23 protein-coding genes are annotated in these 23024 nt (G+C 55.5%); 6 read left to right on the top strand and 17 right to left on the bottom strand.

Translation table 11 applies throughout. The annotated features are described in order from the left end of the window. Positions 1 to 53 precede the first annotated feature (53 nt). From ACHUE7_RS09440 to grxD, 3 genes are all read right to left on the bottom strand, one after another. A complete protein-coding gene (locus ACHUE7_RS09440) occupies positions 54 to 632 on the bottom strand; it encodes a YqgE/AlgH family protein (RefSeq protein WP_348475712.1) in 579 nt (192 codons plus the stop codon). A gap of 178 nt (positions 633 to 810) precedes the next feature. After that, on the bottom strand, positions 811 to 1578 hold the full coding sequence (locus tag ACHUE7_RS09445) for a HesA/MoeB/ThiF family protein (protein WP_394169743.1): 768 nt from the start codon (positions 1576 to 1578) through the stop codon (positions 811 to 813). Positions 1579 to 1684: 106 nt separating this feature from the next. Next, positions 1685 to 2014 (bottom strand): Grx4 family monothiol glutaredoxin, encoded by a 330-nt coding sequence (gene grxD, locus ACHUE7_RS09450; protein WP_368055461.1) that lies wholly within the window; start codon positions 2012 to 2014, stop codon positions 1685 to 1687. 360 nt (positions 2015 to 2374) lie between these two features. On the opposite strand from grxD, the gene argF reads away from it, so the two are divergent. Further along, entirely contained in the window at positions 2375 to 3283 is a 909-nt protein-coding gene (gene argF / locus ACHUE7_RS09455) for an ornithine carbamoyltransferase (RefSeq protein ID WP_394169744.1), read from the top strand. A 207-nt stretch (positions 3284 to 3490) separates the two neighbouring features. Here the strand turns inward: argF and ACHUE7_RS09460 are convergent, their stop codons facing one another. Continuing rightward, positions 3491 to 4372, bottom strand: a complete 882-nt coding sequence (locus ACHUE7_RS09460) for a DMT family transporter (RefSeq protein ID WP_394169745.1) — start codon at positions 4370 to 4372, stop codon at positions 3491 to 3493. A 156-nt stretch (positions 4373 to 4528) separates the two neighbouring features. Here ACHUE7_RS09460 and ACHUE7_RS09465 point away from each other — a divergent pair, with 156 nt between their 5' ends. Further along, positions 4529 to 5485, top strand: a complete 957-nt coding sequence (locus tag ACHUE7_RS09465; protein WP_394169746.1) for a LysR family transcriptional regulator — start codon at positions 4529 to 4531, stop codon at positions 5483 to 5485. Between the two features lie 130 nt (positions 5486 to 5615). Here the strand turns inward: ACHUE7_RS09465 and ACHUE7_RS09470 are convergent, their stop codons facing one another. Next, positions 5616 to 7028 carry a dihydrolipoyl dehydrogenase family protein gene (locus ACHUE7_RS09470; RefSeq protein ID WP_394169747.1) on the bottom strand — a complete coding sequence of 471 codons (1413 nt, stop codon included), beginning with the start codon at positions 7026 to 7028 and terminating at the stop codon, positions 5616 to 5618. 17 nt (positions 7029 to 7045) lie between these two features. Further along, positions 7046 to 7501, bottom strand: coding sequence for a DUF1499 domain-containing protein (locus tag ACHUE7_RS09475; protein WP_394169748.1), 456 nt, complete (start codon positions 7499 to 7501; stop codon positions 7046 to 7048). Positions 7502 to 7674: 173 nt separating this feature from the next. Between ACHUE7_RS09475 and ACHUE7_RS09480 the strand changes: the two genes are divergently transcribed. Further along, positions 7675 to 8130, top strand: coding sequence for a MarR family winged helix-turn-helix transcriptional regulator (locus ACHUE7_RS09480; protein WP_394169749.1), 456 nt, complete (start codon positions 7675 to 7677; stop codon positions 8128 to 8130). 80 nt (positions 8131 to 8210) lie between these two features. Here ACHUE7_RS09480 and rarD read toward each other — a convergent pair whose 3' ends face one another. The 8 genes from rarD to msrB all read right to left on the bottom strand — a co-directional run bounded on the left by rarD (position 8211) and on the right by msrB (position 16718). Further along, positions 8211 to 9089, bottom strand: coding sequence for an EamA family transporter RarD (gene rarD / locus ACHUE7_RS09485; RefSeq protein ID WP_394169750.1), 879 nt, complete (start codon positions 9087 to 9089; stop codon positions 8211 to 8213). An 84-nt stretch (positions 9090 to 9173) separates the two neighbouring features. Next, positions 9174 to 10331: a choline ABC transporter ATP-binding protein gene (choV, locus tag ACHUE7_RS09490; RefSeq protein ID WP_394169751.1), complete on the bottom strand. Its 1158-nt coding sequence runs from the start codon at positions 10329 to 10331 to the stop codon at positions 9174 to 9176. Further along, complete coding sequence (gene choW, locus ACHUE7_RS09495) at positions 10331 to 11161, bottom strand: choline ABC transporter permease subunit (RefSeq protein ID WP_127554926.1); 831 nt, start codon at positions 11159 to 11161, stop codon at positions 10331 to 10333. Before choW ends, choV begins: the two co-directional genes overlap by 1 nt. 63 nt (positions 11162 to 11224) lie before the next feature. Then, a complete protein-coding gene (locus ACHUE7_RS09500; protein WP_394169752.1) occupies positions 11225 to 12160 on the bottom strand; it encodes a choline ABC transporter substrate-binding protein in 936 nt (311 codons plus the stop codon). Positions 12161 to 12224: 64 nt separating this feature from the next. Continuing rightward, positions 12225 to 13898 carry a choline dehydrogenase gene (gene betA / locus ACHUE7_RS09505; RefSeq protein ID WP_394169753.1) on the bottom strand — a complete coding sequence of 558 codons (1674 nt, stop codon included), beginning with the start codon at positions 13896 to 13898 and terminating at the stop codon, positions 12225 to 12227. A gap of 54 nt (positions 13899 to 13952) precedes the next feature. Then, positions 13953 to 15428 (bottom strand): betaine-aldehyde dehydrogenase, encoded by a 1476-nt coding sequence (betB, locus tag ACHUE7_RS09510; RefSeq protein WP_394169754.1) that lies wholly within the window; start codon positions 15426 to 15428, stop codon positions 13953 to 13955. A 1-nt stretch (position 15429) separates the two neighbouring features. Next, positions 15430 to 16041, bottom strand: a complete 612-nt coding sequence (gene betI, locus ACHUE7_RS09515) for a transcriptional regulator BetI (protein WP_213678323.1) — start codon at positions 16039 to 16041, stop codon at positions 15430 to 15432. 281 nt (positions 16042 to 16322) lie between these two features. Further along, a complete protein-coding gene (gene msrB / locus ACHUE7_RS09520; RefSeq protein WP_394169755.1) occupies positions 16323 to 16718 on the bottom strand; it encodes a peptide-methionine (R)-S-oxide reductase MsrB in 396 nt (131 codons plus the stop codon). A 175-nt stretch (positions 16719 to 16893) separates the two neighbouring features. On the opposite strand from msrB, the gene ACHUE7_RS09525 reads away from it, so the two are divergent. Beyond that, entirely contained in the window at positions 16894 to 18111 is a 1218-nt protein-coding gene (locus ACHUE7_RS09525; RefSeq protein ID WP_394169756.1) for a pyridoxal phosphate-dependent aminotransferase, read from the top strand. A 43-nt stretch (positions 18112 to 18154) separates the two neighbouring features. Continuing rightward, positions 18155 to 18559, top strand: a complete 405-nt coding sequence (locus ACHUE7_RS09530; protein WP_348475727.1) for a hypothetical protein — start codon at positions 18155 to 18157, stop codon at positions 18557 to 18559. A gap of 1 nt (position 18560) precedes the next feature. Here the strand turns inward: ACHUE7_RS09530 and ACHUE7_RS09535 are convergent, their stop codons facing one another. The 3 genes from ACHUE7_RS09535 to ACHUE7_RS09545 form a co-directional block, all read right to left on the bottom strand. After that, the gene (locus ACHUE7_RS09535; protein WP_394169757.1) at positions 18561 to 19823 is read right to left on the bottom strand and encodes a DASH family cryptochrome; all 1263 of its coding nucleotides are present in this window, start codon (positions 19821 to 19823) and stop codon (positions 18561 to 18563) included. A 117-nt stretch (positions 19824 to 19940) separates the two neighbouring features. Beyond that, complete coding sequence (locus ACHUE7_RS09540) at positions 19941 to 20336, bottom strand: hypothetical protein (RefSeq protein ID WP_394169758.1); 396 nt, start codon at positions 20334 to 20336, stop codon at positions 19941 to 19943. A gap of 123 nt (positions 20337 to 20459) precedes the next feature. Next, positions 20460 to 21770 (bottom strand): alpha/beta hydrolase family protein, encoded by a 1311-nt coding sequence (locus tag ACHUE7_RS09545; protein WP_394169759.1) that lies wholly within the window; start codon positions 21768 to 21770, stop codon positions 20460 to 20462. A gap of 334 nt (positions 21771 to 22104) precedes the next feature. Here ACHUE7_RS09545 and ACHUE7_RS09550 point away from each other — a divergent pair, with 334 nt between their 5' ends. Beyond that, on the top strand, positions 22105 to 23010 hold the full coding sequence (locus ACHUE7_RS09550) for a DMT family transporter (protein ID WP_394169760.1): 906 nt from the start codon (positions 22105 to 22107) through the stop codon (positions 23008 to 23010). The last annotated feature ends 14 nt before the right edge of the window (positions 23011 to 23024 follow it).

The following is a 23024-nucleotide window of genomic DNA, read 5'->3' on the forward strand; positions in this document are numbered from 1 at the left end:
AGCCTGAAGCGGAACAGGGTTCAAGCTCGATTGTAAAGGATTATGGTCAGACTTCAGGCTTGACCACCGCTGTCACTGAGAAAGGTTTTATCAATGCCCAGCCTGCGCAAAGCCGCGTCGTAGCGGGTTTCCAGCCCTTCTTCAAAGATCAGGGCCAGATCACCCGGCACGGTCAGCCAGGCATTGCCTTTCAACTCCCCTTCCAGTTGACCCGGCGACCAACCGGAACACCCCAGGCACACCAGATAGTCCTCTGGGCCGGCGCCACGGGCGATGGCCTGCAGAATATCCGGACTGGTGGTAATGCTCAGGTGACCGTTGTTGACGGTACTGCTCCAGGGACCTTCGTTGGAGCGATGAATGATAAAGCCGTGCTCGGGCATCACCGGTCCGCCCGAGTACACCGGGCGATCCAGCAAGTCGGCGTTATCGCACTCGATGTCGAGTGATTCAAACACTTCGCCCAGAGTCATGGACGTCAACCGGTTGATCACCAGCCCCATACAGCCTTCATCGTCATGCTGGAACAGATAGGAAACGGTGCCGGTAAACCAGGGGTCACTCATATCGGGCATGGCCACGATGAACTGATGGCTCAAACCGGTGTCATTATGAAAGAGGGTGTCCATCATGGTACTCCTGTTGCGCTGAAACGATCGTCTGACGACTCAAAACCGCCGACCGTTCAGGTCGGGGATACCAACCAGTCACCCTGCGTTCAGTCGCAGGGTGCGGTGGCGGAAGGAAACCTCACATACCCGGTAATGCCTTATAGAATAGTAACTTATTACTGAGCTTGCACCTGTGTCACTAACGTTGCTGACAAACCGGACAATCTGGCTGACGCTTGAACCGGAACCGCTGCCAGCTAAGATCGGTGGCATCCAGTGTCAGCAGCGTTCCAACCAGGGGCTCGCCAAACTGTGCCAGTATCTTCAGGGTTTCAACGGCCTGCACTGACCCGACGATACCTACCACGGGCCCCAGAACGCCAGCGGTGGCGCAGCTGACATCGTCATCCTGACCGTCGGGAAACAGGCAACTGTAGCAGGGGCTGTCCTCACGCCGAAAATCAAAGACACTGAGTTGCCCCGATAAACCGATCGCCGCCCCCGATATCAGCGGTATACCAAGAGCCATACAGGCCCGGTTGGCGGCATAACGGCTGCTGAAACTGTCAGTGCCAATAACCACGGCATCACAGCCCCGGGCCCAGGCGAGCATGCTGGCCTCATCGAGGTGACTGTCGATCTCAGTAACCTTTACGTCGGGGTTCAGCTCGGCCAGGGTGGCTCGGGCGCTCGAGGTTTTCTTTTCACCCACGGCCCGGGTGCGGTGCACAATCTGGCGTTGCAGATTGGTTTCATCGACCCGGTCGCCATCGGCAATCAACAGTTCACCAACACCTGCCGCGGCAAGATACAACAAGATTGGGCTGCCCAATCCACCAGCGCCAAGCACAAGCACGCGGCTGTTAACAATACGTTGCTGCCCCACGATATCCACCTGTGGCAACAGGATGTGGCGGCTGTAACGCAACAATTGGTGATCGGTGAGTTCTTCGGGCGGCTGAGTCATGGCAGGGGCCTTGTTAGGCAGATCAAAACCCGGTTTCTTGCACTGAAACGGGCCAGATCAGCGGGCAACCCTGTCGGTCACCCACTGGCGGTTCAGACTGAGCCGATCAGGCTTCTTCGTCAGGAACGACTTCATCGATCAGGGTTTTAAGCTCACCCTTCTGGTGCATATCGGTAATGATGTCACAGCCACCAACCAGCTCACCGTTGACCCACAATTGCGGAAAAGTCGGCCAATTGGCGTATTTTGGCAGTTCGGCACGAATGTCCGGGTTGGACAGTACATCAACATAGGCAAACTTCTTGCCGCAGCTCATCACCGCCTGCACCGTCTGCGCAGAGAAGCCACACATGGGCTGGTTCGGGTTGCCTTTCATATACAGCAATACCGGGTTGGATTCGATTTGCTCTTTGATGTTCGCCAGGGTGTCGGTCATGGTTTCATCCCACAGGTTGCTTCAGATGTCGCTATTGTACGCCAATCCTGTTGAATCGACAGGGGATGACAGTGGCAATAACAGCTTGCCCTGTTAGTTAGGGTTTAATTGCCTATTTTCAATCGGACACACACTATTTCCAGCCCAAGATGACTCAACGGCGTCCATTTAAGCCAGGTAATAGCAAGCCATCCGTACCAGGCATCTCGCGTAGTACTCATTCTGACTTCTAAAACCCGCAAGACTTCACTGCATAGGTTGCAGACTGCTCTAATTGCCCTACAAGGCCTGCTTCAGTAAACTTGATCGTTTTCCCGCTGATGAGCGGGGCCACTAACCCCAGAACGGAGTCACCCACCCATGTCCGTCAGGCACTTTTTGACCCTGAATGATCTCACCCCGGATGAATTGCGGTTCCTGATTCAGCGCTCAGGTGAACTGAAAAGCCTGTTCAAGCGCGGCGACGTGTTCGAACCGCTCAAGAACCGGGTGCTGGGCATGATTTTCGAGAAGTCCTCGACGCGGACGCGGGTCTCGTTCGAGGCGGGCATGATGCAACTGGGCGGTGGTGCCATTTTTCTGTCACCCCGGGATACCCAGCTTGGGCGGGGCGAACCCATTGAAGACAGCGCCCGGGTGCTGTCGCAAATGGTCGACGCGGTGATGATTCGCACCTTCGAGCATGAAAAAATCGAAACCTTTGCCGAGTATTCAACGGTGCCGGTGATTAATGCGCTGACCGATGACTACCACCCCTGCCAGCTGCTGGCCGACATGCAGGCGTATCAGGAAGCGCGCGGCTCGATTCAGGGCAAAACCGTTACCTGGATCGGCGATGGCAACAACATGTGCAACTCCTACATCAACGCCGCCATGTTGTACGATTTCAAGCTGAACATCGCCTGCCCCGAAGGCTTTGAACCCATGGCTGAACTGCTGACCAAGGCCGGTGACCGGGTAAACATCATGCGCGATCCGGTGGAAGCAGTGGAAAACTCACATCTGGTCACCACCGATGTATGGGCCAGCATGGGTCAGGAAGAGGAAGCCGACGACCGGATTCGGGTATTTGAATCCCTGCAGGTCTCCCCGGCGTTGATGGACAAAGCCCACAAAGAGGCTGTCTTTATGCATTGCCTGCCCGCCCACCGCGGCGAGGAAGTCAGCATGGATATGCTCGACGATCCGCGTTCTGTGGTCTGGGAACAGGCGGGTAACCGCTTGCATGCGCAGAAAGCGTTGTTGGAATTTTTGCTCTGCAGTGAGTAGTAACACCGACTTTTCCATACGATGTAATTTGCCGTATAGGTTTTTCCGAGTTTGCACGAACCTGAGCGCCGGAGGGCAGGGATGCTCTTGCGGGGGTATCTGAGGCAGGGATGCCGAAGTTAAGCTTACATGGGTGTATCTACAGCGCCCCCGCAAGAGTGTCCCTGCCCTCCGGTGCGGGCTCATGGCGATACATCCCAAATTGGCTCAGGGCGTCACACTGCCCTGCCGAACTGGCAGTTTGGCCCGCTTGCGTTCCTTCAGGCCAATCAGAATCAGCGGCACCACAATCATGCTCGACCCGATGATGAACCAGAGATCGGGCGCCTCATCGAAGAACACCCAGCCTCCCAGCAAGGCCCACAGCAAGCCGGTGTATTCCGCGCTGGTGACTTCATTGGCCGCGACCCAGCGGTAGGCCATCAGCACCGTAAAGTTGTAGCACAGGATGAAAAACGCCGAACCAAAGGCGGTGAACAGAATTGTCCAGTCGAACGGCTCGCTCTCCCACATCATTAATAAAAAGGCGGCCGGTAGCATGAGCAGGTGAGTCAGTTGCAGCGTATGCACCATCGACTGACCCCCCGGCAATTTACGAATCAACACGATGTTGATCGCCAGTGAACACGCAACCCCAATCGCGCTGAGGCTGCTCCAACTGATTGCTACCGGACGCAAGATAACCAGAATGCCAACAAAGCCGCTGATCACCGCAAACAGACTCAGCGGCGTCAGCTTTTCATTAAAAAACACCACCGCGATGACCATCACCAGAATGGGCGCTGCATAGAACAGCGCATTCGCCGTGGCGAGTGGCAGAGTACCCAGCGCCACCACCATGCAGGCAATGCCCATCAGACTGATGTGCGCGCGTATCAGATGCATGCGCCAGCCCGCAAACAACCGTTGACGATCGATCATCGACATCAGCGGCAACAGGATGGTCATGGCACAAAGGGTACGGACAAAAATGAACTGAAATATCGGGACGTCGCTACCCTGCCACTTGATCAGCGCATCGGAGACCAGCGCCAGCGCATTGCCGATGACCAGCAACCAGATTGCGCTGTTGATGGTTCTGCCCGGCATGACGATACACTCCCGATTGAAAATCCTGATTACTGAGAACGCGCCAACCGGCCCGATCCCAATCCATGCCAGGAGTCTAGTGCCACTCAAGTATTGAGAAAAATGATATTTTCTTTATGGTATTAGTATTTTAGATATTAGCCGGATCACCCGCCGATGAAGTTACCTCCCCTGAAAGCTCTGCCCGTTTTCGAAGCTGTAGCCCGGCTTAACAGCTTCAGCCGGGCGGCCGATGAACTGGCGGTTAGCCAGAGCGCCGTCAGCCATCAAATTCGCCTGCTGGAAAGCTACCTGGGCGAGGATCTGTTTACCCGCCAGGGACGTTACCTGGCGCTGACAGAGCCCGGCCGGCACTATCTGGAAGGGGTAACCAATGCCCTGCTGCAGATCGAGCGCGCCAGCGAGCAATTGCAGGGCAAGCCGGATACCCAACTGCGCATGGCCCTGTTCAGCTCGTTCGCCGTTCGCTGGCTCATCCCTAACCTGCCCTACCTGCAACGCCAGCACCCCGAGATCGACCTGCAACTGGAAATGATGAACGAGTCGCCGCAGCTGTCAGACCGGGTCGCAGACTGCTTTATCACCCTGCACGACGATCAACGCGGTTTTACCACCGACCTGCTCTACACAGAGCGGCTGTTCCCCATTTGCAGCCGGACCTACTGGCAACAGCTGTGCAGTGATCTGTATCAGGAAGGGCTGATTGACACACCGGAACCGGCCACCATAGACCCGCTATTGCTGATGCGCTGCCCGCTTCTGTCGACTTACTCCCTCTTCGGAGAGCAGAAAGACGACTGGCGACGCTGGATGGCCGAAGGCGGTTTAAGCCTGCCAGCAAACGCCCGGTATCAGCACTTCAGTCACATGCTGCTGGCTCTGGAGGCGGCCCGGCACCACCAGGGCCTGGCCCTGACCAACGACTACATGTACAACGCCAGTGAAGACCCGGACCTGATTCGCCTGCCCTGCCATACACTGATCACCGGTGACCGCTTCTACTTTGCCTACAAAACCAGCCGCCGGCAGGAAGCCGGCATTCAGAGGGTGCGCCAGTGGATTCGGCAGCGGGCTGGCAGTACCGGCTTGTTGGATGCGTTTCGGGAAGACTAATGTCGCAGACAAAAAGAAGCCCGCGAAAAGGGGAAGGAAACGCGGGCTGGGAGCAGTTGGAGCAGGGTCGACTCAGCGGGTAACCCCCGGGACTGCCCCTGCTCTCTTACTCTGAAGACTGTCTGTTCACTTACTCGGATGTCTGCTTTTCTGCCTTACCAAAACTACGAAAGAAGCTCACCACAGGATGTTTCAAAATGTTATCCAGAAACACCTGCTGACTCAGCTGACGCAAGCTATCAGCGTAAGTAGGATAAGGATGGATCACTTTCTGCAATTTGCCAAAATTTAGATTCAGGGTTTTCATGACCTGTACCTCGGCAATCAGCTCACCGGCCCGTTCGCCTATAATGTGAGCCCCGAGCACTTTGCCCCGCCTGCTGACAATCAGCTTGATCAGGCCGACATCGCCGGCTTTTGTCTTGGCGCGGTCCAACTTGGCAAAGTCGTAGCGGTAGACGCGAATGCTGTCGCCATGCAGCTCCCGGGCTTCCTGCTCTGTCAGCCCGGCCCGGGCAAATTCCGGGTCGGTAAAGGTGGCCCAGGCGACATGGCTGTAATCCACCGAGCGGTTGATCGGCAATATGGCGTTCATGGCGGCAATCTTGCCCTGAAAGTTGGCCATGTGACTGAGCAAATAAGGCCCTGCCACATCACCACAGGCGTAGATGTTTTTAACGCTGGTTTGCAAATGCTGATTGACCTTCACCCCCTTGTCGACATCAACACCGATGTCTTCCAGGCCCATGCCGTTCACATTGGGTGCCCGGCCAATGGCCACCAGCAAATTGTCCGCTTCCAGGGTACCGGTTTCGGACCCTTTCTCGGTGTTCAGCCGCACGCCAGCAGATGTTTTTTCAACACCAACCGCCTTGGTGCCCACTTCAAACCGAACCCCTTCGGCCGCCAGGCGCTGACGAATCAGTGCTGAAAATTCTGGCTCTTCCCGCGACAGTATTTCCGGCATCATCTCTACCAGCGTAACCTGCACGCCCAGCCGGTGCATTGCCTGGGCCAGCTCCATACCGATAGGCCCGCCCCCCAATACGATAACTGTTTCAGGCAGGGTCGCTTGCTGGAAAAAGTTCTCATTGGTCAGGTAATCGACCTGGTCCAGCCCCGGTATGGGTGGCACAAAAGGTGAGCTGCCCGTTGCCAGCACAAATTTCTTACCCTCGTAGGTCTTGTCACCCACCTCAATCCGCGTCGGACTGATAAAACGGGCAAAGCCATTCACATAGTCAGCCCCCGCTTTTTGCAGAACCTCGGGGGTTTCCTCTTCGTAGACATGCTCGCTAACGGCTCGTACTCGCTCAAGAATGGCGCCAGAATCAACGGTAATGGTCGCGAACTTGCGGGCAATGTGGACCTCTTTGGCCTGATTGATCAGCGCCTTGCTTGGCACACAGCCCGACCAGGTGCACTCGCCACCCGGCCGGTCTTTTTCAACAATCAGTACCCGCTTGCCAAAACCCAGGGCAGTAAAAGCCGCCGTCAGGCCACCGGCCCCGCTGCCGATTACAATCAGATCATAAGGTTTCATAACCATCCTACTGTCAGTTAGTCCTGAATTTGCTGGTACAGCGTTGTCAGTTTTTCATGGCGTTGACGATTCAGCCCCCGGTCGGAATAGCCTGCCCGGCTGGACGACCGGAAATGCACTTCCCGGGCATCGGCATCGAGGTAGAACTCGGCATCGTCGTGGAACTTCATCAGATCGGTGGTGAAGACGACATAAAGGTAATCGGCTTCCTGTTTTATGACTTCGGCCCCGCCATAGCTTTTCACCGCGGTGAGAATGGCGGCCATTGTCGCTTCCTGATCGGCCTTGAATGGCCAGGGTGCAACCCGCTTAGCGACATCATCTGCCTGGGTCGATACCGCATTCGGCTTCGATGACAAGGGTTTCAGCCGCCCCTGACTATGGCCCAGAACCGGTGTCCGGCTGTTCTGCACATAAATCATGATAAAAGCCAGCACGATCAGGACGGCCAGAATGATAAAAAAGGTTTTCATGGTTACTTCCCTTGTTTGCAGTGAGTTTGTCGGAGCATCGGGCCAAAACTTACAAAGCCAGTGCTTTATCTTGCACGCAACTATCTTGTGCACAAAATAATAGAGGGTATGCCTTGACCCGTCAATACCTTGTGCGCAAACTATAAGCCTAATGACCACGACCGGATGCCTAAGTGACTGACAACACCGACGCCCTGCCCCAATTGAAGCTGACAAATCAGATTTGTCACGCACTCTACTCTGCGACCAACGCTCTGATTCGCGCCTACCGGCCGCTACTGGAACCACTGGACCTGACCTATCCGCAATATCTGGTCATGCTGTCGCTCTGGGAAGAGGACGGCGTTCCCATTCGCACCCTGGTACACCAGACCCGGCTCGACTCGGGCACCCTAACCCCTATTCTGAAACGGCTGGAGCAGAAAGGTCTGCTGATTCGCGGTCGCGCAGCGACCGATGAACGGAGCAAGACCATCACGCTGACCGATGCTGGGTTGGCCTTGAAAAAGCAAGCGGCGGATGTGCCAGCCGCACTGGTATGCCAGACCGACATGACCGCCGACCAGGCGCTGGAACTGAAAGCGCTGGCTGAAACGCTCTACCAGCAGTTGCAGAAAACACCAAGATAGATAACGGTATAAATAATGAAATTCAGAGTAGCGGTAATATTGAGAGCTCTGGTTTCCAGAGTTGGCCGGCCGGCCTGTGTTCAGGCCACTGCTTGCCGGGCGCGACGGTGCGCTTGCCACAGACCGGCCATAAAGAAACCCATGGCGATCCAGATCAGCACGAAGGTCAGCAGTCTCTGCGGTGGGTAGGCTTCGTCGAGAATGAACACCGCAGAGAGAAATTGCAGCGTCGGGTTCAGGTACATGATGAATCCGACCACAATCAGATCCAGCCGACGGGCAGCGGCGGCAAATAACAGCAGTGGCACGGCCGTTACCGCGCCAGCCGCAATCAACAGAAGGGTATCGCTCAGCGATTGCGCAAACATCATCTGGCCCGCCGACCAAAGCCAGAGGAGGTACAACAGTGCAACCGGCACGACCACCATGGTTTCAACCTGTAAGCCGTTCAGGCTGTCGACAGGTTGCATCTTACGCACCAGCCCATACAACCCGAAACTGCTCGCCAGCACCAGGGAAACCCAAGGCAAACGACCAATGGCAATCAGTTCGAACAGCACGGCAATCAAAGCCACCACCCCGGCGACTACCTGCCACCGGTTCATGGATTCTTTCAGTAACAGGCGGCCCAGAAACAAACTGACCAGAGGCGTAATGAAATAACCCAGGCTCGATTCCAGTACCCGCCCCGCCGACACCGCCCAGATAAACACCAGCCAGTTAATGGTAATCAGCGCGGCCGACAACGACAGCCAGGCCAATGCACGGCGATTGGCAATCAGGGCAGCCAGTTGCTTGCGTCTACCCAGGGCCAGAATGACCAGCCCCGTAAACACATAGGCCCATACGATCCGGTGCGCCAGCACTTCAAACGCTGACACATTGGCCAGCAAACTGAAAAACAAAGGAAAGCAGCCCCAGATACCGTAAGCACTGATGGCCAGCAACAAGCCCCGCATGTTCACCCTCCAAAATCGACGAGCGGACAGTGTACGGGGTTTGTCAGTAGCCTGCCTTAGCGGAGCACAATAAAACGCAGTGTTTCAGCCCAGGTTGCCCAGCAACCCACGGTAAAGCTGATCGTCACCAATCACCTTGAGTGAACGGTCGTCGCACTCTACCAGCACGACAAACCCCGTCCGGTGGCGAATTTCCAGCGCCTCATGAAAGCTGGCACTGGCACTGACGAAGGTTGGAGCCTTTTTCAAGTCAGCCATCGAGTCTCCATCCTGCCAGCGTTGAACTGTTATGGCTTGGTTCTGACACCGTGCTGCACCGGTGTCAGCATTGAACCAGCAATCCTGTTTTGTATCGATACAATAATGGTCGTCTTTTGCTGGCAGCGCCGTTAGCGGGTCGGCAATATCGCCACACAATAGAACGTGCAAGGGGTTGGTGTGCGCCACAAAATCTTCAACGTACTGAGTCGCCGGGTTCAGCACAATATCCTGCGGGTTGCCCTGTTGCACAATGCACCCATCTTTCATGATGGCAATGGTATTGCCGAGCTTGAGTGCTTCATCCAGATCGTGGCTGACGAACACAATGGTTTTTTGCAAGCGCGATTGCAGTTGCAGCAGCTCTTCCTGCAATTGCTGGCGAATCAGCGGGTCAAGCGCAGAAAAAGGCTCATCCATCAGCAGAATATCGGACTCGGTCGCCAGTGCCCGGGCCAAACCGACCCGCTGTTGCATACCGCCGGACAACGCACTGGGTTTATGGTTACGCCACTCGGTCAGCCCAACCAGTTCCAGCTGTGCATCAACCCGGCGGGCAATTTCTTCTTTTGACAACCCCTGAATATCGAGGGCGAAGCCAATGTTTTCAGCGACCGTCAACCAGGGCATCAGCGCAAATTTCTGAAACACCATGGATATGCGTTTCATGCGAATTTCGCGCTGGGTCTGATGATCGGCATCGAAGAAATTCAACACCTCACCTTTATGCTCAATCAGCACTTCACCCCGGGTAACCGGGTTCAAACCGTTGACACAACGCAGCAGGCTTGATTTTCCGGAACCGGAAAGGCCCATCAATACACAAATCTCGCCTTTGTTTACTTTCAGATTCGCCTGGCTGACCCCCAGCACCAACCCGGTTTCACTCTGCAACCGATCGCGATCGTAACCCTGGTCGAGCAAGGGCAACGCCCGCTCCGGGTTCTTGCCAAACACCAGGTCGACGTTTTTAAATTCAATCATCAGCTCACCTCGTGTTTTTGTTTCAGCAGACGGTCCAGCACAATGGCCAGCAAGACAATGGCAAGGCCCGCTTCGAACCCGCTGGCAATGTCTACGGTGTTGAGCGCCCGTACCACAGGTCTGCCCAGGCCATTGGCACCCACCAGTGCGGAAATGACTACCATCGACAACGACAACATAATGCACTGGGTAATGCCGGCGGCGATGCTGGAAGCCGCTGCAGGCAGTTCAATGCGCCACAGCAGCTGGCGATTGGAACACCCGAAGGATTTACCGGCTTCCACCAGTTCTTTGGGTACCTGAAAAATGCCCAGATAGGTCAACCGAATCGGCGCAGCGATGGAAAATACAATGGTGGCAATCAGCCCGGGGACCACACCCAATCCAAACAGCGTCAGCGTTGGTATCAAATAAACAAAGGTAGGTACGGTCTGCATCAGATCCAGAACCGGGCGCAACAGGGTATACAGCAAAGGCCGGTGTGCCGCGGCAATGCCAATCGGAACACCAATCAACACACAGAGGCTGGTGGCGCACACTACCATCACCAGCGTTTCAATCGTCGCTTCCCAGTAACCCAGATTCCAGATCAGTAAGAAAGATAAAACAGTAAAGACCGTGAGCCCGGTGTTGCGACGCAACCACTGGGCCATCACACCCGTAATCGCGATGAACAGCCAGGGTGGCAGCAAAAGCAGGTTGTCGGTTGCGCCGTCTATTAACCATTCCAGAGCAATCGCCAGGCTATCAAAAAACCAGGCACCGGAATCGACCAGCCAATCGACAAAGCGCTCCATGGTTCTACCCAGGGGCAGTTTATAAGCTTCCATAGTCAGTCTCAGTCTCGTTGAAAGGAGCGGCCACAAAGGGCCGCTCGGTCATCGGGAGGGAAATTACTGCAGCGCGGCTTTTGCCACTGGTGCAGCGGCTTCACCGTCCAGGGTGGTGACACCGTCGAGCCAGACGTCGAGCACATCGGAATTGGCAGAAAGCCACTGGGTGGCGGCATCATTCGGGCGCATGCCTTCATCCAGAATCAGTGCCATTACTTCGTTTTCCATGGCCAGCGTAAAAGTCTGGTTGGAGAGCAGGCGACCAACATTGGCACACTCTTCAGCGTACCCTTTACGAACGTTGGTGTGGACGGTAGCGCCACCGTAGTTCGGGCCGAAGAAGTCGTCGCCACCGTCGAGGTAGGCCAGATCAAAATTGGCGTTCATCGGGTGCGGTTCCCAGCCGAGGAACACGATCCAGTTGTCGCGACGATCGGCGCGGCCAACCTGAGACAACATGCCCGATTCACTCGATTCAACCACTTCAAAATCACCCAGGCCGAACGCATCCTGATCAATCATGCTCTGGATCAGGCGGTTACCATCGTTGCCGGGCTCGATACCGTAGATCTGGTTATCAAATTCATCGGCGTATTCGGCAATATCTGCGAAGGATTGTACGCCAGCGTCATACACATACTGTGGCACGGCCAGGGTGTACTTGGCGCCTTCCAGGTTGGTGCCCAGAATGTCGATGGTGCCGGCATCCCGATAAGGTGCGATGTCTGCTTCCATGGTGGGCATCCAGTTGCCCAGAAATACGTCGATGTCACCGTTTTCCAGAGAGCGATAGGTAACGGGTACTGACAGCAACTGGCTTTCAGTTTCATAGCCAATGCTTTCCAGTACAACGGAGGTCAGCGCTGTGGTTGCGGTAATATCCGTCCAGCCTACGTCGGCAAAACGCACTTCTTCACAGCTATTGGCCATGGCAATGCCAGCAGTGCCCGTTAGGGCAATGGCAACGGTGAGTTTCTTTGCGATTGAAACAGTCATCTTTTCTATCCTCTTTTTACTCGGTTAATGTCTTCTATGACGATCCTGAGGGTCAGGCTCCCTTTTAGCGTTGTGCCGTTTTCCAGTTAGGGTGTTCCCATACCGCCGCCGTTGACGGGGTGATTGGCGTACGGCCACGAATATGGTCTGCACATTTTTCGGCCAGCATAATGGTCGGTGCGTTCAGGTTACCGCTGACGACACTTGGCATGATGGACGCATCGACAACGCGCAGATTTTTAACCCCATAAACACGCGCCTCGCTGTCCACCACCGCCATCGGGTCATCGGCTGCGCCCATTTTGCAGGTACAGGACGGGTGATAGGCGCTGTCGGCTTTCTCGCGAACAAAGGCATCAATTTCCTCATCGCTTTGCACAGCGGGACCCGGTTGCAATTCTTCACCGCGAAATGGCTCGAACGCCGGTTGCGCCAGAATTTCCCGGGTCAGTTTTACCGCCTGACGCATTTCCCAGCGATCACGTTCAGTGCTGAGCAAGTTGGGCTGAATAATCGGGTGATCGGCCGGGTTCGCAGTTTTCAGTTTCAAGTAGCCGCGACTGGTCTGGCGCATTGGGCCGACATGGCACTGGTAAGCATGCACCTGAGGATCTACCCGGCCATGATCAATGACCTGGGAAGGCAGAAAATGAAACTGAAGGTCCGGGTGACGAACACCGGCTTCGGACCGAATAAAGCCACCGGCCTCAAGGTGAGCTGTACGGCAGGCGCCTTTGTCGTTGTTGATAAACCAGGTCACACCGGCGATGGTCTTATGAGGCTGATGCGTGTACTTATACAGCGTCAGCGGTTGCGTGCAGGCTTGCTGCACATACAATTCCAGATGGTCCTGCAGGTTTTGTCCGACGCCCGGGCGGTGTGCTACCACATCTATGCCAAGCGCTTTAAGATCGGTTTCATCGCCAATGCCGGAGAGCATTAACAATTGCGGAGAGTTAATGGCGCCGCCGCTGAGAATGACTTCCCGCTTTGCTTTGACGCGCACGGTTTTATTATTCTGAACGTACTCAACGCCAACGGCGGTATCCCCTTCAAACAGAATTCGCTGCACCATGGCACCGGTTTCCGCACGCAGATTGGAGCGGTCGAGAACCGGGCGTAAATAGGCCTGAGCGGTATTCCAGCGTTTGCCCTGTTTGATGGTCATGTCCATGACCCCGAAGCCTTCCTGCTGATAACCGTTCATGTCGCTGGTGTGTGGGTACCCGGCTTGCTGGCCGGCTTCGATGAAAGCACCAAACAGGGGGTTTGGCTGATCCCCGGTGTGAACGTTCAGGGGGCCGTCGCTACCGCGGTAATCGTCGGCGCCCACTTCCCGGGTTTCGGCCTTGCGAAAATAAGGCAGCACATCGGCGTAAGACCAGCCTTCGGCGCCCTCCTCCTGCCAGCGATCGTAATCGTAAGCGTGGCCGCGAATATAAACCATGGCATTCAATGAGGAACCGCCACCCCAAACCTTGCCGCGCGGCCAGTACAGTTTGCGGTTGTTCATGTGGGCTTGCGGTTCGGTGTGGTAATACCAGTTGTATTTTTCATCGCCGAGGTTGTAGGTCAGCGCCGCAGGCATGTGTATTTTCCAGGTGTCGTCCTTGCGGCCGGCCTCCAGCACCAGAACGTCGACATCGCTGTCTTCCGACAGTCGATTGGCCAGCACGCAACCCGCCGAGCCCGTGCCCACAATGATGTAATCCGTTGTCTGATCGAACGAAACAGTCATATCCAATAAATACCCACTCAATTCATATCATGCAGCGCGCTGGCGCGGTGCTGTTTAAAACGGCGACTCAACCGGCCCCATACCCACGTAAACCGATTTGATCTGGGTATAGTGGTTCAGCGTTGCCAGGCCATTCTCGCGGCCAATGCCCGAATGCTTGTAACCGCCCACCGGCATCTCGGCCGGGGAATTACCGTAGGCATTGATCCAGCAAATACCCGCCTGCAATTGGCCAACAACCCGATGCGCGCATTGAATATTGCTGGTGAAGACTCCGGCCGCCAGGCCGTAGTCGGTCTTGTTGGCGCGCGCGATCACCTCGGCTTCGTCCTCAAATTTCATAACAGACATCACCGGGCCAAATATCTCATCGCGCACCTGAGGCATGTCATCGGTGCAGTCGGCAAACACCGTCGGGCGTACGAAATAGCCCTGTTCAAAGCCTTCGGGATGAACGGCATCACCGCCAGTCACCAGGCGAGCACCGGACTCGACACCTGCCTTGATGGCGGCCAGTACCTTGGCCTGATGGTCTGCGGAAATCAGCGCACCCATGTTGGTGTCCGGATGCAGGGGGTCGCCAAAGACGACATTGCGCTCAGTCCGGTCTTTGACCTTTTCAAGAAACGCATCGTAAATATCGGCATGCACGAAGACGCGAGTACCGTTGGTACAGACTTCGCCCTGGGTGTAGAAGTTCGCGAGCAATGCCGCGCCCACAGCGTTGTCGAGATCGGCATCGGGGAAGATGATCAGCGGTGATTTGCCACCCAGTTCCATGGTGACGCCCTTTAGCGTACTCGCTGAATCGGCCATGACTTTTTTGCCCGTGCCGACTTCACCGGTGAAGGAGACTTTGGCAATGTCCGGGTGAGCCGTCAGTGCCTGGCCGACACGATGATCGCCCTGCACCACATTGAATACACCGGCCGGCACGCCCGCCTCAATGAAGATTTCAGCCAGTTTGGCAGCGCCCATCGGCGTTTCTTCTGAAGGCTTGAACACCATAGCGTTACCGCAGGCCAGTGCAGGGGCGGCTTTCCAGCAGGCGATCTGCAAGGGGTAATTCCAGGCGCCAATACCCGCACACACGCCCAGCGGTTCACGCCGGGTATAGAAAAAATCGCCGCCCAGGTCGTGATGCGTCCCCTCAATAGCGGACGTTAATCCGGCGTAATATTCAATGGCATCGGCTCCGGTGACGACATCAACCACACTGGCTTCCTGCCAGGGTTTGCCGGTATCGAGTACTTCAATGCGTGCCAGTTCATCATTGCGTTCGCGTAACAGAGCTACGGCTTTATTCAGAATACGGGTACGCTCCATGGCACTCATGGCCGACCAGGTTGCAAAGCCGCGTTGCGCTGATTGCACAGCGGCATCCACCAGAGCGGCATCGGCCTGCTCAACCTGATACAACACGGCACCGGTGGCCGGGTTGATGACCGGAAAGGTTTCACCAGACTGGCTGGGGCGATAGGCACCATCGATAAAAGACTGCAACAAGGCAGACGTGGCCGGGGCTGTCATTTCAGGCAGACTCCTTCAATACATTGGGTTTGGACGGAATCGAGGCGATCATCTGGTTTACATGATGACGGCACACCGCGATGCACTGCTCGGCGTCGATGCCTTCCTGTGTAAGGGCGCCGCGCAACCACAAGCCGTCAATCAGAGCCGCCAGCGAGGTGGCTGCCAGATGCGGATTGTCGTGACCGAGCGCCTTGAAACTGACTCGCAGATTGCTGTGCAAACGCGATTTGTTGATTTGCTGCAACCGGGCAAAGGCCGGTTCATGCATGGCACTGCTCCAGAACGCCAGCCAGGTTTTGGCCGAGAGGCTGTCGGTCTGTGTTTTTGAAAAGTTGGTGGCAATGATCGCCGCCAAACGATCTTGAGGGGTCGGGTTCTCTGGCAAGCGGGTCAGCAGGTCCACTTTGAGCTGCTGCAGCAATTCCAGCATAGTGGCTTCCAGCAAGCCCAGTTTGTTCCCGAAATAATGCGCGATGATGCCAGCCGATACGCCGGCCCGGCGAGCAATGCTCTGCACCGTTGTTGCGCTATAGCCCACCTCACCGATCGACTCAAGCGTTGCGTCGATCAGTTGCTTGCGCCTTATGGGTTCCATTCCGACCTTTGGCATAACGTTTCACTCGTCCTGTCTCAATGAAAAGAATCTCAATTGACCGGATTTTACCACCAAATGATCACCGTTCTTTTTTGATTGGTCGTTCAATATAAAACAAGGTAATGCATCGACCCCTAAAGTTCAAGGACGAAGTTGACACTTTCTTTAATGTTGAAAGAGGTTGTTCGGCGGGAAACAGAGACTCAACCGGCTCGAACATCGTTTCGTGATCGAAACGAATAGTTGAGCCGGAGCACTAGAAGACTGTCAAAGTCAGGAGGATAGTGGGATGAGGATCAGTCTTCTTCCAGATTCAGCGACGCTGAGTTAATGCAGTAGCGCAATCCGGTTGGGGTCGGGCCATCCGGGAACACATGGCCCAGGTGGGCTTCGCACTGGGCACAGAGCACCTCAATACGGGTCATGCCATGCGAACGGTCTTCCCGCTCGATGATGGCATCCCGGTTCAGCGATTCGTAAAAGCTGGGCCAGCCGCAGCCGGCATCAAATTTGGTATCGGAACGGAACAGTTCGGCGCCACAGCACACGCAGCGATACAAACCCGGGGTTGTGGTGTCCCAGTAGGTGCCGGTAAAGGGACGTTCGGTACCGGCATGCCGCGTTACCCGGTATTGCTCCGGCGTCAGTTCCGCACGCCATTGGTCGTCAGTCTTCACAATTTTATCAGTCATGCGGGTCTCCCATAGGAAAGTGTCTGGCGTCGCCTTATACTCAGCGCAATAAAACAGGCTTTGAACCCTAAGGGTGGCCTTCGCCGCCCGGGCATTACAGCAAAGCCCAGTGTACGCTATTCATTCTATTCCGGCTTTCATCCCCGGTTCGATTCAACGCATCCTCAGGAGTGCCATGAAAACGCTGCATAAATCTCACAAGCTGGCCAATGTGTTTTACGACATTCGCGGGCCCGTTCTCGACGAAGCGCGGCGTATGGAGGATGAAGGCCACCGTATTTTAAAGCTGAACATCGGCAATCCCAAACCCTTCGGCTTTGATGCGCCGGACGAGATCATCACCGATGTTATCCGCAACTTGCCTCAGGGCGAGGGCTACAGCGATTCAAAAGGCCTCTACTCAGCGCGCAAGGCGGTGATGCAATACTACCAGCAGCGCGATGTTCAGGGCGTCGAGATAGACGACATTTACCTCGGCAACGGGGTCAGCGAACTGATCCAGCTCGCCTGCATGGGCTTGCTCAATACCGACGACGAAGTACTGGTGCCAGCACCCGATTACCCGCTGTGGACCGGCGCCGTTACGCTTTCGGGCGGCAAAGCCGTGCATTACCACTGCGATGAAGGCGCTGACTGGTTTCCGGATCTGGACGACATTCGCAGCAAGATCACCGAGCGCACCAAGGCGATCGTGCTGATTAACCCGAACAACCCAACCGGAGCGGTCTACTCCAAACAGCTGTTGCTGGATGTTGTGGAACTGGCACGCCAGCACAGCCTGGTGATTCTGGCCGATGAGATCTACGACAAAATTCTGTACGACGGCATCGAACACCACTGCCTCGCAGCCCTGTCTCAGGATGTGCTGACGCTGACCTTCAACGGCCTGTCCAAGTCATACCGGCTGGCCGGGTTTCGCTCCGGCTGGCTGGTTGTCAGCGGCCCGAAGCACAAAGCCAGCGACTTTATTGAAGGGCTGAACATGCTCGCCAGTATGCGGCTCTGTGCCAACGTTCCGGCTCAGCATGCCATTCAGACGGCTCTGGGCGGTTACCAGAGCATTAACGATCTGATCATTCCTGGTGGGCGCATGCGCGATCAGCGCGACCTGTGCTTCGAGCGCATCGAGGCCATTCCCGGCCTCAGCTGTGTGCAGCCCAAAGGTGCGCTTTATATGTTTGTTAAAATGGACAAACAGAAATTCAAGCTGACCGACGATGAACGCCTGGTGCTTGACCTGGTGCGTCAGGAAAAAATGCTGGTGGTGCACGGCCGGGGCTTCAACTGGCCTGATGTCGATCACTTCCGGCTGGTGTTCCTGCCGCCGCGCGAAGTACTGAACGACGCCATGAACCGGCTTGAACGCTTTTTCAGCCACTACACTCAGGCCTGACGCATAAACTCAGGCCTCTTGGATTTGAGCCAGGGGAAGTCCGATGCTGGATATTCACATCACGGAATTCTACAACGACATGGCGCGCATTCTGGCGACGCTGTATCGCCATTTCCCGCGACAGGTGTCGATTTACATAGAAGACATCAGCGGCCCGGACACCCCGGATGAGTACGGTCTGCACAGCGACCGCCATATAGCCTGCTTCAATACCGTACTGTGGCTGACCGAAGAAGGCCTGATGCGCTTCAGCGATCACGAACGAACGCTGGCGGTGAACCATTGTGTACTGACGCTCGATGGCTTTCGATTGCTCAGCCACATCGACCCGGTCGAAGGCGGCGTGTCGCGCATCGACGAATTGCGCGTTGCGTTGCAGGAAGGCTCATCCGACATGACCGAAGCCATCTTACGCCAGTTGTTATTGGAGCACCGGCCCAATCGGTAATTCAGGGTTCTTTTAGCCAGCGCTTTCGGTAGGAACCGTTGGCATCAAACTGGCTAACCTGTTTTTCAAGATTGAACACCCGGCCACCGCGAGGGTCGGCCCCCACCCCGGCAATGTACTGCCAGTTGCCATAGTTGCTGGCGACATCGTAATCCACCAAAAAGTGTTCAAACCAGGTGGCACCCAGTCGCCAGTTAAAATGACCTTCATAGACACAGGCGCTGGCGATGATCTGTCGCATCCGGTTCGACAAATATCCGGTGGTTTCCAGTTGCACCCGGCCAGCGCGCACCAGTGAATGGGTGGCAGAATCCTTCAGCCAGCGCCTGAATTCACCCGAATCTGTTGACCCGTTGTGCTGACCTGTATGACCCGGCGAGAGGAACAATTCTCGCCCCCTGTGTCGGCTGTACCATTGAAAATACTCTCGCCAGAGCAGCTCGAAATAAAGCCAGTAAGTTGACTCGTTACGGTCAACCTCACTTTCGAACCGGTCAATCTCAGCCGCTAACCGCCGGGCCGATAAGGCACCGGCGGATAACCAGGGCGACACCTTGCTGGAGGCAGACGCGTCATCCAGCGCATTGCGGGTAACCTTGTAGGTCAGGATGGACTGGTCTTTCCAGAGATAGCGTTCCAAGTGCTCAACACCACTGGCCTCACCGCCCGCAAACGGGGTTTCGGACTGGTCGGGCATAGGGCCAGCTAGTCGCTGATCGGCATGAAGTAAGGTTGCTGCAGCGGGCAAAGCGGCGGGCTTGTCGAGTGGCGCTAATGATGTGAGACCCGGTTTTTCGATAGAACGCCGGAACTGGGAGAAGGTATCAGGTAAAGCGTCGAGCCTGAATGGCAGATCTGCTTCATCGAAGAGCGTCAGCGTTTCGACCAGGTCGCAGCGAACAAATGGCAAGGCAGCCTCTATAGCCTGCCACTGTTGCACTTCATCAAAAGCAGCGGGCCGGCTGGCCACCAGTCGCTGAGCGCCAAGGGTGTTTACCACCTCCGGCACGCCTTCTTCAGGCCGTTGCCAGCGAATCACGAGTTGTTGCCCCAGGGTGTTCAGCGCAGCGTCCAGCGCCATCAAGCTGCGCCAGGTAAACGCCCAGCGGTGCGGCCCCATAGGCGACCATCCGCAGGGCCCGGGCTCGAACCAGCGCGGGTCGATCATGTACACACACACCAGTGCCGCACCCTTGGCGGCTTCTTGCAACGCTGGGTTATCATCAAGACGCAGGTCACGCGTCAGCCAGTAAACGGTGGTCATGCCAGTGCCTTTGGAGAGAGCTTTACGAGTAATACGATGGCAGGGCGAATCAGGATGGATGCGAGTTCAATGAGAGCGACGTGACCGCATCGCAGAACCCGCACTCAAACACCAAGGTCACTTTTTATATTTAAGGTACAGGTCGTCGATCGAATAATCGAACAATTGCTTCACATAGGTTTTTGCCTCTGCGAGTGTCACTTCGTCGACAGTTTTAGTAACTGACTTACGCCCAATAATCCCCAGAAACCCTTTTTTGGCAATAATGCTGAGTTCCAGAAACCCATTGTCCACCTCAATCGGCACCAGTTGAAGGCTGACTTGCGCGTCATTTTCACCCTTTCGTGAAAAGAACAACCCACCGCCTTCACCGAGTTCTTCGGTCAGCGCGATTTCCGAAGCCCAGGGGTACTGATCGATGAGCTCACGTGCGTCACCCGCTCCTTTCAGCAGCCGGTGGTGTTCGACCAGCTCAGGGCCTTCGATCCGATGAGAGTAAAATGCTTCGACCATGCGCAGTCCCTGTTGCTTGGGCTTATCGACCCGGTTAGTAAATCCTTCATTGAGTGCTAATTATGACATGCAGGGCTTCAAGTTGAAGCCCTGCCCTCGAAACGATCTATGCAAAACCGGCTCTTATTTCAGTTCAAATTCGAACTCGAGGCCAACGGCATCGCGCTGTTTAAAACCCTTCCAAGTGGTGCCTGCTTCCTCGTCACCGTCCTGTGCCAGAGGGATCAGGTCGAAGTAAGCACTGCGATCTTCACCTTTCAGGTACTGCTCAAAAAACGCCGTGGCGAAATGCTGCGTGATGTTGTTCATACGGGTATTGTCCCAGACGGCATCGGCATAGTGGTCAAACCCGTCTCCGGTGGCATACACCTCCTGAGGAGCAGCCATGGGGGCCGCCGCGTTGTGGTTCGCGTTCTGGAAGGTCAGCAGGTATTTGTCGATACCCGACAAGCCCTGATAAAGCGGTTTTATGCCGCCTTCGTAATTGGATACATCGTCGACACTGCCACCGATCACCATCACCGGCACATCGATATTGGCCAAACCAGCTGCATCCCACATTCCCACCTGATTACCCCAGGGGCCGATCGCTATGGCTGCTTTGAAGCGCGCATCGACCGAAGCCTGATACTCCGGGTCACTCAGTTGACGCTGGCTTAACTGGCCCATTTGCGTCGCGGTGCCGAATGGCAGCGCCGTAGCACCCTCACTTAAACCGCCACCGACGGTATTGATGGCGCCATAGCCGCCCATCGAATAGCCAATGATGCCTGCATTATTGGTATCGATAAGGCCACTGAACTTGCTTGCGTTATCGTTGCTCAGTTGAGCCATTTCCCCGAGTACAAAATTCTGATCGAGCGAGCGGTTAAGCAGCGTGCTTGCAAAAACCGTCTGGTCTGAGTAAGTGCTTTCCATGTGATCAATGGCCACCACCACAAACCCCTTGGAGGAAAGGTTCTCGCCGAAATGCGACATTAGATACCGGTTGCCGGGATAGCCATGTGAAACCAGTATCAGCGGAAAGGGGCCTTCGGAATACAAAGGCGTGGCATCCCTGGCGGCCCGGCCGCGCAGTGTGGCAAGTGTTTCAGCATCCCGGGTTATGGCTGTCGAAGTACGATCGGCCACCTCGTCACTGACGGCTTCAGCCGGGTACCAGACCTCCAGTGTCAATGAACGATCATAGGTAGCAAGGTCGTCTTCAGAGGAGCTGGCCAGGTCTATCTGGTTTTCATTAACCACGGTCAGGGTAGTCACCCCGGTTTCATGGCTACCAAGTGCTGCAAGCTCCGGCGCATCGCCGCGAACCACATCCGTCGGGTTGATGCGCGGCTCAAAGCTCATGGGTGCACTGTCACCCTCTGAACTGCTGGTATTACAGCCGGTAAGCATCAGCGTTGCGACCGCAAGCGGAAGGAAGAGTGTCTTCATAATTTTCCCTTTTGTTTGGTTTTGTTCTTATTGGAGCCAGAAATCTAGATAACGCTTTCAGGCTTTACAATAATTTCGTGTTATTTGTGCCTTTTTTGAACTAATTGGCAACCTATAGCAGAAGTATGACAATTTAACGAAAGAAAACGTTTTCATATAAACGTCATACTTTGTCTTAAAAAGAAAAAATAAGAACACACCAACACAATATTACGATCACTGCGTTCAGCCAGGAAAGCGACTGGCAACCCCCTTTTCAGACGATTTTCCATTATCATCAGAACGCTCACTCACCGATTAAACCGATCGCCAAACTGAACAACCGGGAACCTGAATGGCCTCTTACTCTGCACGCGGCCTTTGGCTGAAAGCGACACCCATCCTGTTTGTGGTGCTCTGGAGCACCGGCTTTATCGGCGCCAAATACGGGCTGCCCTACGCCGAGCCATACACCTTTCTGTTTGTAAGATTTATCGGCGTACTCGTCGTCTTATTTGTACTGATACAATTTCTGAACGAACGCTGGCCACGGGCACCCTGGCTCTGGGTGCACATTGGCGTTGCTGGCATGCTCGTTCACGGGCTCTATCTCGGTGCTGTGTTTACCGCTATTGGTCTTGGCATGCCCGCCGGGGTCACAGCGCTGATCGTCGGATTGCAGCCACTGGTTACCGCTGTCCTGGCTCGTTTCTGGCTGAATGAGACCATTCGACGCCGACAATGGCTGGGCATATTGCTGGGGCTTATTGGCATTATTCTGGTGTTATCCGAACAACTGGATTGGGATAATCCCGGAGACTTCTTTATCGGTTTTGGCTGGGTCGCCGTGCTGAGCGCCTTGTCAGCCCTACTGGGTATCTCGGTTGGAACCCTCTATCAGAAGCGATACTGCACCGGCATGCCGCTGGTAACCGGCACCTTTATCCAGTATCTCGGGGCTTGTTTCATACTCGGCCTTGGTGCCTGGTTGTTTGAAACGCGCATCATCGACTGGACGCCCACCTTCACTCTGGCACTGCTCTGGTTGATCTTCGGGCTGTCGATCGCGGCCATTCTGTTATTAATGACACTGATTCGGCGCGGGGCAGCCTCCCGCGTTGCCAGTTTGTTTTACCTGGTTCCACCCGTCACCGCCATAGAAGCCTGGGTCCTGTTTGGCGAAACCCTGGGGGTCATTGCGCTGGCCGGTATTGCAATAGCGGTCGCAGGCGTTGCCCTGGCAGTGAAGCCACCCAATTAGAGACGATGAGCTTA

Origin of the sequence: Saccharospirillum alexandrii (assembly GCF_043641555.1) — a bacterium.
In the GTDB taxonomy this organism is placed as follows: Bacteria; Pseudomonadota; Gammaproteobacteria; order Pseudomonadales; family Natronospirillaceae; genus Saccharospirillum; species Saccharospirillum alexandrii_A.

What these genes read in the sequence shown, in the direction of transcription:
- ACHUE7_RS09530 (WP_348475727.1), top strand. Translation starts at nt 18,155, where the DNA reads ATGCTGGATATTCACATCACGGAATTCTACAACGACATGGCGCGCATT.
- grxD (WP_368055461.1), bottom strand. Translation starts at nt 2,014, where the DNA reads ATGACCGACACCCTGGCGAACATCAAAGAGCAAATCGAATCCAACCCG.
- betB (WP_394169754.1), bottom strand. Translation starts at nt 15,428, where the DNA reads ATGACAGCCCCGGCCACGTCTGCCTTGTTGCAGTCTTTTATCGATGGT.
- ACHUE7_RS09470 (WP_394169747.1), bottom strand. Translation starts at nt 7,028, where the DNA reads ATGAAACCTTATGATCTGATTGTAATCGGCAGCGGGGCCGGTGGCCTG.
- betI (WP_213678323.1), bottom strand. Translation starts at nt 16,041, where the DNA reads ATGCCAAAGGTCGGAATGGAACCCATAAGGCGCAAGCAACTGATCGAC.
- ACHUE7_RS09525 (WP_394169756.1), top strand. Translation starts at nt 16,894, where the DNA reads ATGAAAACGCTGCATAAATCTCACAAGCTGGCCAATGTGTTTTACGAC.
- ACHUE7_RS09445 (WP_394169743.1), bottom strand. Translation starts at nt 1,578, where the DNA reads ATGACTCAGCCGCCCGAAGAACTCACCGATCACCAATTGTTGCGTTAC.
- argF (WP_394169744.1), top strand. Translation starts at nt 2,375, where the DNA reads ATGTCCGTCAGGCACTTTTTGACCCTGAATGATCTCACCCCGGATGAA.
- ACHUE7_RS09535 (WP_394169757.1), bottom strand. Translation starts at nt 19,823, where the DNA reads ATGACCACCGTTTACTGGCTGACGCGTGACCTGCGTCTTGATGATAAC.
- ACHUE7_RS09545 (WP_394169759.1), bottom strand. Translation starts at nt 21,770, where the DNA reads ATGAAGACACTCTTCCTTCCGCTTGCGGTCGCAACGCTGATGCTTACC.
- ACHUE7_RS09440 (WP_348475712.1), bottom strand. Translation starts at nt 632, where the DNA reads ATGATGGACACCCTCTTTCATAATGACACCGGTTTGAGCCATCAGTTC.
- choV (WP_394169751.1), bottom strand. Translation starts at nt 10,331, where the DNA reads ATGATTGAATTTAAAAACGTCGACCTGGTGTTTGGCAAGAACCCGGAG.
- msrB (WP_394169755.1), bottom strand. Translation starts at nt 16,718, where the DNA reads ATGACTGATAAAATTGTGAAGACTGACGACCAATGGCGTGCGGAACTG.
- ACHUE7_RS09540 (WP_394169758.1), bottom strand. Translation starts at nt 20,336, where the DNA reads ATGGTCGAAGCATTTTACTCTCATCGGATCGAAGGCCCTGAGCTGGTC.
- ACHUE7_RS09460 (WP_394169745.1), bottom strand. Translation starts at nt 4,372, where the DNA reads ATGCCGGGCAGAACCATCAACAGCGCAATCTGGTTGCTGGTCATCGGC.
- ACHUE7_RS09465 (WP_394169746.1), top strand. Translation starts at nt 4,529, where the DNA reads ATGAAGTTACCTCCCCTGAAAGCTCTGCCCGTTTTCGAAGCTGTAGCC.
- ACHUE7_RS09500 (WP_394169752.1), bottom strand. Translation starts at nt 12,160, where the DNA reads ATGACTGTTTCAATCGCAAAGAAACTCACCGTTGCCATTGCCCTAACG.
- ACHUE7_RS09550 (WP_394169760.1), top strand. Translation starts at nt 22,105, where the DNA reads ATGGCCTCTTACTCTGCACGCGGCCTTTGGCTGAAAGCGACACCCATC.
- choW (WP_127554926.1), bottom strand. Translation starts at nt 11,161, where the DNA reads ATGGAAGCTTATAAACTGCCCCTGGGTAGAACCATGGAGCGCTTTGTC.
- betA (WP_394169753.1), bottom strand. Translation starts at nt 13,898, where the DNA reads ATGACTGTTTCGTTCGATCAGACAACGGATTACATCATTGTGGGCACG.
- ACHUE7_RS09475 (WP_394169748.1), bottom strand. Translation starts at nt 7,501, where the DNA reads ATGAAAACCTTTTTTATCATTCTGGCCGTCCTGATCGTGCTGGCTTTT.
- rarD (WP_394169750.1), bottom strand. Translation starts at nt 9,089, where the DNA reads ATGCGGGGCTTGTTGCTGGCCATCAGTGCTTACGGTATCTGGGGCTGC.